This window comes from Streptacidiphilus jeojiense, from assembly GCF_000719095.1.
GTDB classification, from domain to species: Bacteria; Actinomycetota; Actinomycetes; order Streptomycetales; family Streptomycetaceae; genus Streptacidiphilus; species Streptacidiphilus jeojiensis.
The window spans coordinates 210,164-225,466 of sequence record NZ_JOEH01000006.1 but is presented as its reverse complement, the minus strand read 5'-3'; the positions used below and the strand labels follow the sequence as shown (position 1 = coordinate 225,466).

Below are 15,303 nucleotides of genomic sequence, written 5' to 3'. Positions count from 1 at the left end.
GGGCTCAGCCCTGCTCCCAGTCCCTCGGCACCCGGGTCGCGGTGTCCAGGAAGAACGCGTCGATGCTGCGCACGGCCTGGGCGAACTCGTCCAGGGTGACCGGCTTGGTGATGAAGGCGTTGGCGTGGCTCCGGTAGGCCCCGGCGATGTCCTGCGGCGCGCTGGAGGTGGTGAGCACCACCACCGGAATGACCTTCAGCTGCTCGTCGGCCTTCAGCACCGCCAGCAGCTCGAGCCCGTTCATCCGGGGCATGTTGAGGTCCATCACGATCAGGTCGGGCCGGTCGACCCCCGGTGTCCGCAGGTGTTCCAGCGCGGCCACGCCGTCAACGGCCTTGTGCAGGTTCCGGGCCAGGCCGTGCCCCAGCAGTGCCTCCTCGATCAGCATCGCGTCGGCGGCGTCGTCCTCGACCAGCAGGATGTCGCATCTGCGCGCGGCGGGGAGCGCCGCCGGGGTCACGCGTCCCCGTCCCGGACGGCCCGGAGCGCTGCGGCGTGGGTGGGCCTGGCCGGGGTGACCAGTCCCGGCCAGCGCCGGCGGGCGCCCTGACGGCTCATGTTGCAGGCCTGTCCGAGCTGCGGGTACCCGGCGCCGACGTCGGCGGCGTGCTCGGCGGCCCGGTCGACCTGTCGCTCCACGGCCCGCTGGAGGTGCACCAGGGCGTGCAGGTGCGCCAGCGCGTCGCTCTCCTCGGCGCCGCCCGGCAGCAGGTCCGGGTCACCCAGCGGACGGAAGGCGCGGGCGGCCAGCCGGTGCGCCAGGTCCGCGACCGTGGCGTCAGCGACGGCCGCGATCTCGGCTTCGGACAGGACGAGTGCGAAATGGGTCCCGGGCATGTGGCTCAGCGTATGCCCTGGCCGGTTCGTGCGACAACATCCGTTGTCCACCGTGTCGTGCGTGCCTGGTTTGGAACGGCCGCTTCAGGCTAGTCGCCCTGATGAAGGACGACGGCAGTGACACGTTCCCGTGCCGGCTGCTCCACCAAGCAACGGAGGTCTCGACCATGGGTATCGGCGGCTGCATCGTGGTGTTCGCCCTGGGGGCGATCCTGACCTTCGGCGTCGACTGGCATATCAGCGGCATGAACGTCCATGTGGTGGGTGTGATCCTGATGGCCGCCGGCCTGCTCGGCCTGGTCACCTACGCGGGCATCTACCGCCGCCGCTTCCCCGGCGGACGCGCGGGCACCCCGCCGGAGTACGTCGAGGAGCGCCGCTACTACGACGGCCCCTGACGGACCGACAGACCACGGCTCCTGCACGGCCATTGAGGTCGCACCCGGGGAATGGTAGGCATCTCCTTGTCTGACACACCGTCAGCTCTGGAGGTGCGTGCCCATGACCATCACCACCCTGCGCTTCAACCAGGTCTCCCCCGGCCTGGACCGCCGCGACCTCTCCGCCCGTTACCGGGCCACCGTGGAGATGTCCGTCTTCGCCGACGAGGCCGGGTTCGACCTGGTCACCCTGGAGGAGCACCACGGCGCGGACAACGGCTGGAGCCCCTCGCCGATGCTCACCGCGGCAGCCGTGCTCGGCTCCACCCAGCGGCTCGGCGTCATGCTCTGCGCACTGATCACGCCCCTCCACGATCCGCTCCGGCTCGCCGAGGACATCTCGGTCCTGGACCACCTCGGCGCCGGGCGGCTCACCGTGGTCGCCGGGATCGGCTACCGCCCCGACGAGTACGTGATGCTGGGCAAGGAGTGGTCCGAGCGCGGCAGGCTCCAGGACGAGGTGCTGGAGACCCTGCTGGCCGCCTGGACCGGCGAGCCGTTCGAGTACCGGGGCCGCACGGTCCGGGTCACCCCGCCGCCGCGCACCACCCCGCACCCCGGGCTGATGGTGGGCGGCTCCTCGCGAGTCGCCGTCCGCCGGGCGGTACGGCTGGGACTGCCGTTCTTCACCTCGGCCCACGATCCCGGACTGGTCGACTACTACGACTCCCTCGCCGCCGAGGCGGGCTTCGAGGGCGGCTTCGCGACGCTGCCCCCGGAGCGCACCGCGATGATCCACTGCACCGAGGACCCCGACAAGGCCTGGGCCGAGTACGGCGAGTGCTTCCTGCACGAGGCCCGCACCTACGCCGGCTGGCAGACCTCCGACATCCACTCGGCGATGGCCTCCGCCTCGGCCACCCCCGAGCAGCTGCGCGCCGAGGGCATCTACGCCTGCCTCACCCCGGAGGAGTGCCTCGCCCTGGCCGCCGCTGAGGGCCCGATGGGCAGTCTGCTGCTGCACCCGCTGTGCGGCGGACTCCCCGTCGACGCCGGCTGGGAGAGCCTGCGGCTGTTCCGCGACCGGGTGATGCCGCATCTGGAGGCCTGAGGCCTGGAGGCAGAGCAACCCCCGGACACGAGCACCGGGCCCTACCGCAGCCCGGCCTGCGTCCGGTATGCCTCCAGCCGCCGGACCAGTTCCTCCGGTCGGGACAGCGCCGGGAGGTGGCCGCTGTCCATCTCGTCCGGGGCGAAGCCCAGCCGTTCCCGCACCACCCGGCGCTGGAAGGCGGCGGGGAAGAAGCGGTCCTGGCGGCCGAGCAGAAAACGGGTGGGGACGTCGGGCCAGCGGTCCAGCGGCCACGGCTTGGCGAACGGCGTGTCGGACTGGCCTCGCGGGGCCTGCGCCATCGCCTCGGCAGTGACCTCCGCAGGGACGTCGTGGAAGAAGGTCACCAGCGGGTCGAACCCGGCGGCCGGATCACGGCCCTCGCTGCGGTCCAGCTCGGCCCTGGCCTCGGCGAAGCCGGTGTTGGCCCACCAGTCCCCCGGCGACTCGCCCGGCGCGGGAACCATCGCTGCGACCAGCACCAGCAGCCGCACCGGCAGCCTTCCGCACACCAGCGGCGCGGTGAAGCCGGCCATCGACTGGGCGACCACGACCAGGTCACCGTCCGTCCCGGGGCTCCCGTCGACCGCCGCCACCACCGCGTCGGCGTACTCCGCCAGCCCGGCCGCGTCGTCGTCGACCGGCAGTTCTGGCAGCACCACCCGGTGCCCCTCGGTGTGCAGCAGCGGAACCACCCTGTGCCAGTACCGGGCGTCGGATCCTGCTCCGTGAATCAGTACGTAGGTCGCCATCGGCTGTCTCTCCCGTCCCGTGACCGTTCCGTGGCGGTCACTGCAGGGGCAGACTCCCCGATCCCGCCGAAGTCATCGCAGCGCCGCGCGCAGCTCCAGCGCGAGCTCGTCCATCCGGGTGTCCGGCACCCGTTGCTCCGGTGGGCTGTTGAGCAGGCCGAAGACCCCGGGGCCGCGGAGCGGCTGCGGCAGGTCGGCCGGGCGCGGGACCAGGTGGAAGTGGACATGGCCGAAGCCCTCGGCCTCGGCGAACTGGACCACATAGGTCTTGGCGCAGCCGGTGACCGCCTCCAGCGCGCGGGAGAGCCGTACCTGCCACAGTCCGAGGCCGGCGGCCTCCTCGTCGGTGAGCCCGGCGACGGTGGTCACATGGCGGCGCGGGAGCAGCACCAGCCAGCCGGGCAGCGCGGTGTTCACCGCGTGCGCCGCGCGCCAGTGCCGGTCGGCGGCTATCCGCTCGCGGGGCGGGAGTCGGTCGTGGGCCGCGTCCATCCGGCAGCTGTAGCAGTCCTGGGCGTACTGATCGTCGGTCACGGCCCCATCATGCCGGGCGGTGTCCCGGTTCCGGCCTGGTCCGGCTGGTCCGGCCCGGGTGGTTCGTCAGGCTCGGGGGGCGACGGTTCCGGTCGTTCGGGCAGCCGGTGCGGGATGGCCGTCCAGGACAGCACCGCGGCGGCGGCCATCAGCCCGGCGCAGCCGACGACCGCCGCGCGGAAGGCGTGGTCGACCGCGTGGGCCGAGCGGTACTGCTCGCCGCTGAGGCCGACCAGCGCCGGCAGGGCGGCGACAGCGAGCAGGCTGCCGGTGCGGGCGGCGGCGTTGTTGACCCCGCTGGCGATACCGGCCCGGCGGGTCTCCACCGCATTCAGCACGGTCTCCGTCAGCGGGGCCACCAACAGGGTCATCCCGGCGCCCAGCACGATCGAGGCCGGCAGCACATCGGTCAGGTAGGAGGCGTGCGCGCCGATCCGCAGCATCAGCAGCGCCCCCGTGGCCGCCAGCAGCGGGCCGATGGTGAGCGGGACCCGTGCCCCTATCACCTCGCCCAACTTGGCCGCCCGGGGCGAGAACACCAGCATCAGCAGGGTCAGCGGCAGGGTGCCGAGCCCGGCCAGCAGCGGCGTGAACCCCGCGGTGATCTGCAGCTGCAGCACCAGGAAGAACAGCAGCCCGCCCATCGCCCCGTAGATCAGCACGGTGGCGATGTTGACCACGGTGAACAGCCGGGAGGCGAACAGTTCCAGCGGCAGCATCGGCGCCGCCGCCCGGCGCTCGGTCAGCACGAACAGCGTGCCCGCCAGCACCGCCAGCACCGCGGCGACGGCCGCCTGGAGCGGGTCGCCTGCGGCGCTGGTGAGCGCCGCCGTGAGCGCGCCGAGCGCCAGCGCCGCCAGTACCGCGCCGCGCAGGTCGAACCGGCCGGTGGCGCTGTCGTCGCGGTTCTCCGGGACGTGGCGCAGCGCCGTCACCACCACGGCCGCCGCCAGCGGCAGATTGATCAGGAACACCCAGCGCCAGCCCGGACCGCCGACCAGCCAGCCGCCGACCACCGGGCCGACCGCGCCCGCGACGCCGCCCAGTCCTGACCACAGGCCCACCGCCGCGGCCCGGTCGTCCGGATGGAACACCGCCTGGATCAGCGCCAGCGAACCCGGCGTCAGCAGCGCGCCCCCGACGCCCTGCAGGGCCCGCGCCGCGATCAGCACCTGCACGTCGGGCGCCAGACCGCAGACCGCCGAGCAGACCGCGAACCAGACCACCCCGACCACGAACACCCGGCGCCGGCCGTAGCGGTCGCCGAGGGCGCCGCCCAGCAGGATCAGCCCGGCCAGGGTCAGCAGATAGGCGTTGACCACCCACTGCAGGGAGCCGATGGAGGCGTGCAGGGTCGCGCCGATCCGGGGCAGGGCGACGTTGACGGCGGTGCCGTCGAGCATCGCCATGGCCGAACCGAGGACGGTCGCCAGCAGCACCCAGCGCCCGGCCGCCCCGGACAGCCGGACGCCACCCGCGCCACCAGTGCTGACCACCTGCTCATCACCTGCCCGTCATGGGAGAGTTCGGTGTGCCGACGAGAGACGGGGACCGACGGTGACCACTGATCACGTACGTTACAGCGCAGGCCCGCCGGCGGCCGTCAACCCAGGAGGACCTTCCGATGATCAGTCATGACCTGTGGTCCGTCCAGATCCCCATCCTCGAGAAGATCATTCGCACCGTGCTGGTGTACGCACTGGTGCTGCTGCTGTTCCGGTTCGCCGGCAAGCGCGGTCTGGCGAACCTCAACACCTTCGACTTCGTGGTGATGTTCCTGCTGTCCAACGTGGTCCAGAACGCCATCATCGGCGCCGACAACAGCCTGCTCGGCGGGGTGATCGGGGCGGTCACCCTGGTCGCCGTCAACGCCGGGATGAACCGCTGGGTGGCCTCGGACGCCCGGGCCGAGCGGCTGCTGGAGGGCACCGCCACCACCCTGGTCAGCGACGGCGCCTTCGTGCCCGGCGCGCTGCGGCGGCTGGCCCTGCGCACCAGCGAGATCGAGCACGCGGTGCGGGTGCAGAACGGCGACAGCATCGAGGAGGTCGCCGACGCCCGGCTGGAGCCCGGCGGCCAGCTGATCGTGACCCTCAAGGAGGCGGACCAGACCGCCACGCACAGCGACGTCCAGGCCATCCAGGCCCGGCTGGCCGCGATCGAGGAACTGCTGGCGACACTGGCCGCCCGGGGCGGAAAACAGCCCTGACGGTGGCTCAACCGTACGATTTTCAGTCATTCTTTCGACGGAACTGACCGGATCCGCACCTCTGGCCCCATCCCTAACAGGAGCTTATTCCGCAGTTCAATCCTGGTATGTGCGGACCGCGGTGTTCCGCTTGCCCGCAATTGCCCGCACCGGAGGCCGTCCGCCGCCCCCGCCGGTGCGGACAGGCGGCGTGGTTATGCTCTGCCCGACTTTGATCACCCATCGGGACGAAGGACGGCGACCACCCGTGCAGGACACCGCGACGCTCACCGCCGATCCGCTCATGACCGGCGTGATCTCCTACCAGACCCCCCGGGTCGCCGACGACTACTGCCGCTGGGACGACTCCGGCAGCTGGCTGCTCGGCTACCCGTTCCTGCCGGTGGCCCTGGGCCTGGACCAGCTGCCCGGCGCCCACCTGGTGGACCTCGGCTGCGGACCCGGCGACCTGACCCGCTGGATCGCCGACCGCCACCCGGTGCGGACCACCGCCGTGGACACCTCCACGGCCATGCTCGACCTGGCCCGCTCCCAGCACCCGCACCCGGCGGTGGACTACCGGCTCACCGCCGGCGACGGCCTGCCCTTCCTCGCCGACGGCTGCGCCGACGCGGCCATGGCCTCCTTCCTGTTCACCTGCATAGCGGACCGAAGACTCCTGCAGTCCCTGGTGGACGAGATGGCCCGGGTGCTGCGCCCGGGCGGCCGCTTCACCATCCTGATGCCCAACCCGGACCAGATGCACGACGCCTCCTTCGAGGGCTTCCACCGCGGCGAGCCCGGCGCCCGCTACCGCTCCGGCGACACGCTCCCGGTCCGGGTCCGCCGCGAGGACGGCAGCTGGGCCACCATCACCAACACCTACTGGCCCCGGGAGACCTTCCAGGAGGCGCTCACCGCTGCCGGGTTCGGCGCGTACACCGAGCTGACCCCGGTGCTCGCCGACGCCCACGGCATCGCCGACCCCGCCCTGATCGCCTCCCGCCCCTGGACCGCCGAGCGCGAACGGGCCCCCTTCATCCTGATCACCGCCACCCGCTGAGCGGCCTGGTGGCAGAATCGGCCCCATGGGGACAGTTGACCAGCCGGCCGACGAGTGGCAGAACGACCTGCTCGACCTCGACGCCTATCTGAAGCGGATCGGCCTCGACCGCACCGGCGGCCTCGCCGCCGACGCCGCCACCCTCACCGCCCTGCACCGGGCGCATGTGGCGGCCATCCCGTTCGAGAACCTGGCGCTGATGCTGGACCAGCCGGTCCGCACCGACCTCGGCAGCGTCCAGGACAAGCTGGTGCACCAGGGCCGCGGCGGCTACTGCTACGAGCAGAACACCCTGTTCGGCGCGGTACTGCAGCGGCTGGGCTTCCGGGTGGACCGGCTGCTGGCCCGGGTCGGCTCCGACAGCGAGGCGCTGCGCCCGCGCACCCATATGACGCTCTCGGTGGAGGTCGACGGCCGCCGGCTGCTGGCCGACACCGGCTTCGGCAACGGCCTGCTGGAGCCGATCCCGCTGGACCCCGACGGTCCGCAGCCGCAGGGCGTGTGGACCTACCGGACGCTGGGCCCGGACCGCGACGGGGTGCGGCGCTTCCAGGAGCTCGACGCCGGGCAGTGGCAGACCCGCTACCGCTTCACCGACGAACCGCAGCACGCGGTGGACGTGGTGATGTCCAACCACTACACCACCACCTGGCCCAGCTCCCCGTTCCGGCAGCGGCCGATCGTGGTCCGGCGCGAGGCCGGGTCCTCCCGCGAGCTGATCGGGCGCCGGTTCTCCCGGATGGTGCCGGGCCGGCCCGCCGAGAGCGTGGAGCTCACCGACGCCGCGGTGGTCGCCGCGCTGCGCGAGGAGTTCCGGCTCGACCTCACCCCGGAGGAGGGGGCCGTCCTCACAGCTCGACTGACACCTCGTCAGCAGCCGTGATCCGGCGCACCGCCGCCACGTCCGCCCAGGCCACGGCGGCCAGTACCACCGTGGTCGCGATGTCCACCACCAGCGGCGGCAGCACCGTGCCGACCGGGACCAGCAGCGCCAGCACCAGCAGGCCGATGTGGCGGGCGCGGTTGTAGTAGCCGAACATCACCCGCTTCAGCAGCAGGTGCCCGGCCAGGAACAGGGCCGGCCCGGCGGCCAGCACCAGCGCCGTGGTGAAACCGGCCGGATGGCCGCCGGGGTGGCTGATGACGACCTCGTCGCCGACGGCGGTGACGATCACGCCCGCCACGATCGGCAGGTGCACGTAGGTGATCCGCACCCCCATCCGCCCGGTGTCGCTCGTGGTCTCCACCACGGAGTCCACCGCCCGGCCGGCCAGCGCGAAGTAGATCCACCACATGGTGACCGCCGTCGCGAAGGCCGTGACGAAGGCCGCCGTGCGCCCGGCGTCGAACCGGCCGCTGCCGAAGGTCTGCCCGGTGACCAGGACCGACTCGCCCAGCGCGATGATGACGAACAGCCGGCACCGCTCGACGAAGTGCTCCCCCGAGATGTTCCAGGCCGTGGTGCTGGACCGCCCCAGTCCCGGCACCGGGAAGCCGATCCCCGCCGCCAGGTACTCGACCAGCACCGCCACCGCCCACAGCCCGCCGCGCACGGCCACGCCGTGCACCAGCGCCCCGGCGATCCAGAACACCGCGCTTAAGCCGAACCACACCATCGCCCTGGCGTACTCCCGGGAGAGCTGGTCCCCGCGCAGCGCGACGGTCGCGAACAGGTGCCGGCCGACCTGCATGGCCAGGTAGGCCAGGACGAAGACCAGCGCGCGGTCGCCGAACGCCTGCGGCAGCGCCGCCGACATCACCAGGCCGAGCAGCATGATGCCGATGATGGCCAGCCGCACCGCGAGCTGGTCCGGGTCGAACCAGTTGGTGAACCAGGCGGTGAAGTTCCAGGCCCACCAGACCGCCGTCAGCAGCACCAGGGTCTCCGCCGCCCCGGCCCAGTCCAGATGGGCCAGCAGCAGGTGCGAGAGCTGGGTGACCGCGAAGACGTACACCAGGTCGAAGAAGAGCTCCAGGAAGGTGACCCGCTGCGCCCCGCTGCGGTCCCGCAGCAGCGAGGGAGCCGGTCCCGGGCCGGTCGCCGTGGTCGGATTCGCCATTGCCGCACCCTATCCCGGCCCGGTGCCGGTCAGATGCCGGTCAGGCGTCGCCCAGCCGCAGCAGCGCCCCCAGCCGCCGGTACCGCGACACCGCCGTCTCCACCGCCGCGGCGGCGACCACCAGCAGCACCAGCCCGAGCACCAGCGCCCCGGTCAGCCGGTAGTCGGTGTGCAGGGCCGGCTGACCCGGGCCGCCGGTGAACTGACGCAGATTCAGGGCCGGTGCCAGCAGCCTTGGTTCGACCAGCCCAAGGATCGCGCCGCCCGCGGCGGCGGCCGCCGCGAGCGGCAGCAGCTGGGTGAGCTGGAGCAGCCCGGCGGCCCGGCCGCCCAGGCCCAGGGTGCGCAGGAAGGAGGCGGTCCGGCCGCGCTCCTCGGCCGTCAGCACCAGCTCCAGCAGCACCGCCAGCAAGCCGAAGCAGACCGCCAGCCCGGTGCTGACGGCGTAGACCCGCTGGATGCCGCCGACCAGCCCGTCCGTGCGCACCGCCGCCAGCCGGTCGGACCGGAGCCGGACCGTGCCCAGCGGACCCAGCACCGCCGCACCCTCGGTGCGCAGCGCCGCGGGGTCCTCGCCGTCGCCGTAGAGCAGGGCCGCGCTGCGGCCCGCGACCTGGGGCTGGAGCAGGGCGGGCGCCGCCGCGGAGCCGGTGACCAGCAGCCGGCTCCCCGGGGCCAGCTGGTCGGTGATCGGCCCGAGCGCCGGATCGTCGAGCTCCGCAGCGGTGAGCGTGCCGACCGGCCGGTAGCGCACCCTGTGCAGGTGGTCGGCGTTGCTGAACGGCTCCGAGACGAAGTCGCCGGCGGGTTCGGCGGCCAGCACCGCGGGGCTGACCAGCACCGGCAGTTCGACGGAGCCGTCGGCGCGGCGCACCGGCGCCGCCGAGGCGGCCAGCAGCGCCCGTCCGAGCGGCGAGCCGGGGTCGGCGGCGACCAGGGCCCGGGCGTCGACGGTCAGCAGCGGGGTGTCCGGCAGCGCCGCGCCGTCCCGGTCCGCGGTCAGGCCGACGGCCCGCAGCTGCTCGCCGACCACCTTGACGCCCCGGGCGACGCCCGGCGCCGGTGCGCTGTTCCCGCTGGACAGGGCCACCGCGTCGGCCCCCGCGTACCAGTCGGCCCCGGCCGCGGCACCGTCGCTGACGGTCTGTGAGACCATTCCGCCGAAGACCGCCGTGCCCAGGGTGAGCACCAGCACGAAGAGCGCCAGCCCGGTCGCGGTCGCCTCCCGGCCCGCCTTCGCCAGACCCAGGAAGGCCAGCACCCCCGGGCCGCGGCGCAGCCGGGCCGCCAGCAGCCGCAGCACCAGCGGGTAGATCCGCAGCAGGGCCAGCACCGCGACCACCGCGACCACCAGCGGCACCGCGCTGAGCTGCGGGTCGACGCCCTGCGGGGCGGAGGCACCACGCCCGCGCAGGGCGACCACCCCGGCCGCGGCCAGCAGCAGCGTGGTGGCCTCCAGCACCGCCCGGCCGCCGAAGCGGTGCCGTACCGCGCGGACGCTGCGCCGGGGCCGGCGCGGTTCCCTGGTCTGGACCCAGGTGAGCAGCGGCAGCAGCGCCCAGACGGCGGCGGTGGCCGCGACCGCCCACAGCGGCCGCGGCCCTACGGAACCGCCGGTGGGCGCGGACCGCAGGCCGAGCAGCCAGCCGGCCCCGGCCGCGCACAGCAGCACCGGCAGCGCCGGCGCCGACCGCAGCAGCACCAGCCGCAGCGGCGAGGCCCCGCGCGAGCGCTGCAGCCTCAGCGCGCCGTCCCGGCGCCGCAGCAGTACCCGTACCGCCGTGAACGCCGCGGCCAGGACCACGCAGACCAGGGCCACCAGGGCGAACGACTGGACCGCCTCCGCCTGCAGCCGCTCCCGGCCGAACGCGTCCAAAAGCGGGGTGAGCCCGTCGGTCCAGCTGAACCGGTCGGCCGCCTCCTGGTCCGCCTGGCAGCCGACGGTGCCGCCGGGGCCCTGGCACAGCACCGCCGTCATGGCTGCGCCGTAGCCGGCCAGCGGTCCGGCCAGGCTCCGGCTCTGCGCGACCGCCGCCCGGGCCGGGGCGACCGAGAGCTGCCAGCTGAGCTGGGGGGTGTCCAGTCCGGCCGCCATCAGCCGGTCCACGCCGTCGGTGCTGATCAGTGCGTGCACATAGACCTGGATGCCGAGCGGCGGCGGCTGCGGGTAGGTGAGCGGGGTGTCCAGCAGCGGCCTGCTGTTCCAGAAGCCGTCGCCGGTCTGCCGCGGCTCGAAGATCCCCGACACCGTGAAGTCCATCGTGGCCTCGCCGTTGCCGGTGCTGAAGCTCACGCCGATCCGCCCGCCGGCGGACAGTCCGAGCCGCGCGGCGGCGTCGTGCGACAGCGCCAGCTGCGGGTCCTGCCGCTTGGCGGTGTGCGCCGCGGGGAACGCGCCGGCGACCATCCGGACGTGCGGTCCCGCGTCGCTGAGGTAGGTCAGCCCGGTGACCACCGAGTCCACCCCGGCGGTCGCCGGGGTGGACGGCACGCTGGTGCGCACCGGGGCGAAGTCGGCGCCGGTCCGCGCCACCGCCAGCGATCCGCGCAGCGGCGCGGCCGCCGCCCCGACCAGCTGGTCGCCGACCTCGGAGAGCACCGCGCCGATCGGCTCGTGGCTGTTCGCCGGGCCCAGCGCGGTGTTGAGGCCCTGCAGTCGGGTGCCGACCGTCAGCAGCGGGCCCTGCGTCTGGGCGGTGGCGATCCGCTGGCGCAGCGCCCGGTCCTGCTGACGGCCGATCAGCGGCGGTGCGCAGGCGCTCAGCGCGGTGAGCGCGGCCACCAGTACCGCCAGCACCACCAGCATCGGCAGGTCGCCCCGGGCCTCCCGGCGCGCCGGCGACAGCCCGGCCCTGGCCCCGGTTCCGCGTCTCATTCGCCCTCCCCGGCCCGCAGCACCCGTACCAGGTCGACCTTGGCCAGCAGCCTGGCCAGGCCCACCACGACCAGCAGGATCACCCCGGCGGTGACCAGCGCCGTCAGCGCCACCCGCAGCCAGGGGACGTGCACCAGCAGCGGCGGGAACGGCGGGCCGCCGGAGTCGTCCACGGTCACCGTCGGCAGCACCAGCGCGGCCAGGCCGGTACCCAGCAGCACCCCGGGGACCAGCGCGAACAGCGCCACGCTCAACTGCTCGGCCCAGAGCAGCGCGGACAGCCTGCGGCTGCGGATGCCCATCGCGCGCAGCAGCGCGAACTCGCGGCGGCGCTCCCGGGTGGCGATCACCGCGTGGACGGTGAAGCCGACCACCGCGAAGGCCGGCGCCAGCAGCCGGCACAGCGCCAGCACCGCGCGCATCCCGCTGCGGAACGGATCGGCGCGCAGGGCCGCTTGGGCCGCGCCGACGGTCCGCGCGGTGCCCAGGCCGCCGTCGGCAGCGACCGCAGCCGCGGTGCGGTCCGGGTCGCTGCTGCTCAGCCACCAGACCGTGGCCGGCTCCGGGGTACTGGCCAGCAGTGCCTCGGCGGCGGCCAGCGCGTGCTGGTCCACCAGGAAGTGGCCCTGGCCGCGGTCGGTGCCGGGGACGCCGGCGATGGTGCCGGTCACCCGCAGCGACAGCAGATGCCCGTCGTCGAGGGTCAGCCGGACCACGCTGCCGGGGACCAGCTGCTGCTCGGCCACCGCGGCGGAGTCGGCGAGGGCTGGCACCGGGCCCGGCAGCGTCGTCGCGGCAACACCGGTGGCCGCCAGGCCGAACTCCAGCTGGGCCCCGGCCTGCGACGCCGCCGCCTCGGAGGTCCCGAAGACCAGCCGGAGCAGGTCCGGACCGCTCCGGAGCGAGCAGAGCCCGGGGTTCCCCTCCCCGAACTCGGGCACCGACCCACCAGACGGCAGGCAGGCCCCGCCCGAGCTCGACTCCAGTGCGGCCGGGGTCCGGTCCACCCAGACCGTCCCGGCCGGCGGGCTGCCAGTCCAGCCTGCGGCCGAGCCGATCCGGTGCAGGGTCAGCGTCAGCACCGCCCTGGGCTGCTCGGTGGGCATGACCACGGCCAGCCCGGTCAAGGTGAGCGGGTAGCTGCGGACCGCTCCCCCGTCCGCGGGTCCGGTGAGCGGGACCGGGACCAGGTGCCGGGCCCCGTCCGCGGCGGGCAGCGGCACGGTCACGCTGGAGCTGAGTCCGGCGGCGTCCTCCAGGGTCACCCGCAGCTGCGGCGGCGACCGGTCACTGTCGCTGGCCAGCGTCTCGTCCAGCAGCAGCGAGGTCGGTCGCCCGGCCAGCGGCAGTCCGTGCACCGGGACGCGGGCGCCGAGGGCGGCCAGCTCGGCCGGGAGGGCGGGGCCGGCCAGGTCGGCGCGGAGCAGCGGGGCGGCGGTGGCGGGGGTGGGGGTGGGCGTGGGGGCGTTCGGGGTGGAGGTAGGCGGGGCGGCGGTCGCCGGGGTGGAGCCGGCCGTGGCGAGCGGGCGGGTGTCGATGCCGACGACCTGGTCGGTGTCGCTGTCGGCGTTGCTGCCCCCGGTGCTGGTCACCGGTGTCAGCCCGGTCACCCCGGGCAGCGCGGCGAGGGCCGCGCGCATCACCTCGGGCGGCCGGTCGGTGGGGTCGACCTGGTCCACCCCGACATCCGCGCCGACGCTGAACACCGCCTGGTCGTGGGCCAGTCCGTCCAGTCCGGCCAGCACCGTGTCGGCCAGTCCGCCGACGGCCACCGCCAGGCACATCAGCACCACCGGACCGGCGTTGCGGGCCGAGCGGCGGCTCAACTGCCAGGCTGCCAGCGGCAGCACCAGGCCGCGCCGGCGCCGGCCGAAGCGGTCCAGGGCCCAGGAGGTGAGCGGCAGCAGCCGGAGCAGCAGCAGTGCGGCGGCCAGCGTGGCCACGGCCGGGACCAGTACCAGCACCGGGTCCACGTCGGCCGCCCCGTCGGCAGCGGATCCGGTCACCGTGGTGCGGTAGTGGGCGAGTTGGAGGTAGCCGAGGACGGCCACCGCGAGCAGTGCCAGATCGGCGCCGACGCGCTGGGCCAGCGCCGCCCTGGCGCCGCGCATCCGCAGCCGGGCCAGGGCGCCGCCGCCGACCACGGTCGCCAGCACCGGCAGCAGCGTCGCCAGCCCGTGCACCAGCACGGTGACGGCGACCGCCGCCCGGACCGCGCCGCCCAGGGTGCTGTCGGGCGGACGGAGCGCGAGCAGCCCGGCCGCGTGCAGCAGCCGCAGCAGCGCCCCGGCCAGGAAGGGTGCGGCGAGGCCGGCCGGCAGCGCGACCAGCGCCCACTCGCCCGCGGCCGAGAGCAGCAGCCTTCCGGTTCCGGCGCCGCGTACTTGACGCAGCATCAGTTCGATCCGCCGGTGCTCGGCCGGCTGACGGGCGGTCAGCACCAGGGCGGTCAGGGCCAGCACGGCCAGCAGTGCGGTCGGCTGGTAGAGCGCCGAACGGGCCACCACCAGCGGCAGCGACAGGGCGTCCACGGCGTCGGGGAGTGCGGAGACCACCGCGAGCTGCGGCAGCGCCGGGGTCCGCCCCAGATACACCGAGCGGCCGGTGTCGCTGGCGGCGAAGCCGGCGATCCGGTCCCGCAGCGCGGGCAGCCTGGCGGTGTCCAGAGCGGAGAGGTCGGGCAGGACGGTCCACCGGGCGCTGACGGCCTGGTCGAAGGCCGGGGTCGCGGTGAACGCGGCCGGAGCCACCACCAGCAGGCTGCCGGCCCGCAGGTCGCCCTGGAGCGGGTCGCCGACCAGGCCGGGCCAGAAGCCCGGCTGGGTGGCCGTCGCGGTGTAGACGCCGGTGATCCGCACCCGGACGGTGCGGCGCGCGGCGTCGGCGAGGACCAGCACCGTACCGGGCCGGGCGCCGAGGCGCCGGGCCAGCGACACCGGCAGCGCCGCGTCCACCGTCCCGACGGCCGCGTCGGACCGGTCCGCGGTGATCGCGGCGACCGGGGCCGCGGCGGCGCCGGTCGGCCAACTGCCGGAGTCCAGCCGGGCGTGGACCGCGGCGTCCTGCACCGCGATGGGGTGCAACTGCAGTTGGGCCTGCGCGGATCCGGGCGGCGCGGTGGCGATCGCGAGCGGGTCCAGGCCGTAGCGGGCGGCGCTGGTCCGCTCGGGGACGTCGCCGAAGGCGACCGCGGCGGCGGCGCGCACGGCCCGGTCGGCGGCGGCGAACCCCCCGTCCTGGCCCGCGTCCCGGCCGCCGTTCCGGACCAGGGCGCTGATCTGCACCTCGGCGCGCGCATCGGCGTCGAGGCGGGCGGCGGCGCCGGCGTTCACCGCGCCGGTGGCCAGGGCGGCCAGCGCCGCCAGCACGGTCGCTGCGAGCAGCACCGTCAGCGCGGCCGCGGCGAGCACCAGTCCGTGGTGCGCGGAGCCGCGGACAGCGGGCGGCAGACGGCGGCGCGACGATGCCCTCACTGCCCTGACAGCCACGCGACTCCCCCTGTG

Annotated in this window: 13 protein-coding genes; 5 read left to right on the top strand and 8 right to left on the bottom strand. The window is 74.6% G+C overall.

All coding sequences use genetic code 11. The features are described from left to right. Window positions 1–4: 4 nt before the first annotated feature. Together IF29_RS47455 and IF29_RS47450 are read right to left on the bottom strand one after the other, a co-directional pair. Complete coding sequence (locus tag IF29_RS47455) at window positions 5–460, bottom strand: response regulator (RefSeq protein WP_051725097.1); 456 nt, start codon at window positions 458–460, stop codon at window positions 5–7. Then, a complete protein-coding gene (locus tag IF29_RS47450) occupies window positions 457–837 on the bottom strand; it encodes a hypothetical protein (RefSeq protein WP_051725096.1) in 381 nt (126 codons plus the stop codon). The genes IF29_RS47455 and IF29_RS47450 overlap by 4 nt, the downstream gene beginning before the upstream one ends. A gap of 167 nt (window positions 838–1,004) precedes the next feature. Between IF29_RS47450 and IF29_RS0109480 the strand changes: the two genes are divergently transcribed. Both IF29_RS0109480 and IF29_RS0109475 read left to right on the top strand, forming a co-directional pair. Further along, window positions 1,005–1,235, top strand: a complete 231-nt coding sequence (locus IF29_RS0109480) for a hypothetical protein (protein WP_030252299.1) — start codon at window positions 1,005–1,007, stop codon at window positions 1,233–1,235. Window positions 1,236–1,338: 103 nt separating this feature from the next. Further along, window positions 1,339–2,328 (top strand): LLM class flavin-dependent oxidoreductase, encoded by a 990-nt coding sequence (locus tag IF29_RS0109475; protein ID WP_030252297.1) that lies wholly within the window; start codon window positions 1,339–1,341, stop codon window positions 2,326–2,328. Window positions 2,329–2,369: 41 nt separating this feature from the next. On the opposite strand, the gene IF29_RS0109470 is transcribed toward IF29_RS0109475, so the two are convergent. The 3 genes from IF29_RS0109470 to IF29_RS0109460 form a co-directional block, all read right to left on the bottom strand. Further along, window positions 2,370–3,080 (bottom strand): alpha/beta fold hydrolase, encoded by a 711-nt coding sequence (locus tag IF29_RS0109470; protein WP_030252294.1) that lies wholly within the window; start codon window positions 3,078–3,080, stop codon window positions 2,370–2,372. A gap of 72 nt (window positions 3,081–3,152) precedes the next feature. After that, window positions 3,153–3,614: an HIT family protein gene (locus IF29_RS0109465; RefSeq protein WP_232242081.1), complete on the bottom strand. Its 462-nt coding sequence runs from the start codon at window positions 3,612–3,614 to the stop codon at window positions 3,153–3,155. Further along, on the bottom strand, window positions 3,611–5,110 hold the full coding sequence (locus IF29_RS0109460; protein ID WP_051725095.1) for an MFS transporter: 1,500 nt from the start codon (window positions 5,108–5,110) through the stop codon (window positions 3,611–3,613). Before IF29_RS0109460 ends, IF29_RS0109465 begins: the two co-directional genes overlap by 4 nt. 128 nt (window positions 5,111–5,238) lie before the next feature. On the opposite strand from IF29_RS0109460, the gene IF29_RS0109455 reads away from it, so the two are divergent. The 3 genes from IF29_RS0109455 (at window position 5,239) to IF29_RS0109445 (ending at window position 7,748) form a co-directional block, all read left to right on the top strand. Beyond that, window positions 5,239–5,823 (top strand): DUF421 domain-containing protein, encoded by a 585-nt coding sequence (locus tag IF29_RS0109455; protein WP_030252290.1) that lies wholly within the window; start codon window positions 5,239–5,241, stop codon window positions 5,821–5,823. 247 nt (window positions 5,824–6,070) lie between these two features. Next, complete coding sequence (locus tag IF29_RS0109450) at window positions 6,071–6,865, top strand: class I SAM-dependent methyltransferase (RefSeq protein WP_030252288.1); 795 nt, start codon at window positions 6,071–6,073, stop codon at window positions 6,863–6,865. Between the two features lie 25 nt (window positions 6,866–6,890). After that, window positions 6,891–7,748, top strand: a complete 858-nt coding sequence (locus tag IF29_RS0109445) for an arylamine N-acetyltransferase family protein (RefSeq protein WP_037594691.1) — start codon at window positions 6,891–6,893, stop codon at window positions 7,746–7,748. Here IF29_RS0109445 and IF29_RS0109440 read toward each other — a convergent pair. The 3 genes from IF29_RS0109440 to IF29_RS0109430 are packed head-to-tail and all read right to left on the bottom strand — an operon-like array spanning window position 7,714 to window position 15,288. Continuing rightward, complete coding sequence (locus tag IF29_RS0109440; RefSeq protein WP_030252284.1) at window positions 7,714–8,925, bottom strand: low temperature requirement protein A; 1,212 nt, start codon at window positions 8,923–8,925, stop codon at window positions 7,714–7,716. The two genes, IF29_RS0109445 and IF29_RS0109440, sit on opposite strands and share 35 nt — an antisense overlap. A gap of 40 nt (window positions 8,926–8,965) precedes the next feature. Then, window positions 8,966–11,800: a hypothetical protein gene (locus IF29_RS0109435; protein WP_051725094.1), complete on the bottom strand. Its 2,835-nt coding sequence runs from the start codon at window positions 11,798–11,800 to the stop codon at window positions 8,966–8,968. Then, window positions 11,797–15,288, bottom strand: a complete 3,492-nt coding sequence (locus tag IF29_RS0109430; protein ID WP_232242080.1) for an ABC transporter permease — start codon at window positions 15,286–15,288, stop codon at window positions 11,797–11,799. Before IF29_RS0109430 ends, IF29_RS0109435 begins: the two co-directional genes overlap by 4 nt. Window positions 15,289–15,303 lie beyond the last annotated feature (15 nt).

Coding starts and splice junctions, on each gene's coding strand:
- IF29_RS47450 (WP_051725096.1), bottom strand. CDS start 837: ATGCCCGGGACCCATTTCGCACTCGTCCTGTCCGAAGCCGAGATCGCG.
- IF29_RS0109480 (WP_030252299.1), top strand. CDS start 1,005: ATGGGTATCGGCGGCTGCATCGTGGTGTTCGCCCTGGGGGCGATCCTG.
- IF29_RS0109475 (WP_030252297.1), top strand. CDS start 1,339: ATGACCATCACCACCCTGCGCTTCAACCAGGTCTCCCCCGGCCTGGAC.
- IF29_RS0109470 (WP_030252294.1), bottom strand. CDS start 3,080: ATGGCGACCTACGTACTGATTCACGGAGCAGGATCCGACGCCCGGTAC.
- IF29_RS0109455 (WP_030252290.1), top strand. CDS start 5,239: ATGATCAGTCATGACCTGTGGTCCGTCCAGATCCCCATCCTCGAGAAG.
- IF29_RS0109445 (WP_037594691.1), top strand. CDS start 6,891: ATGGGGACAGTTGACCAGCCGGCCGACGAGTGGCAGAACGACCTGCTC.
- IF29_RS0109440 (WP_030252284.1), bottom strand. CDS start 8,925: ATGGCGAATCCGACCACGGCGACCGGCCCGGGACCGGCTCCCTCGCTG.
- IF29_RS0109435 (WP_051725094.1), bottom strand. CDS start 11,800: ATGAGACGCGGAACCGGGGCCAGGGCCGGGCTGTCGCCGGCGCGCCGG.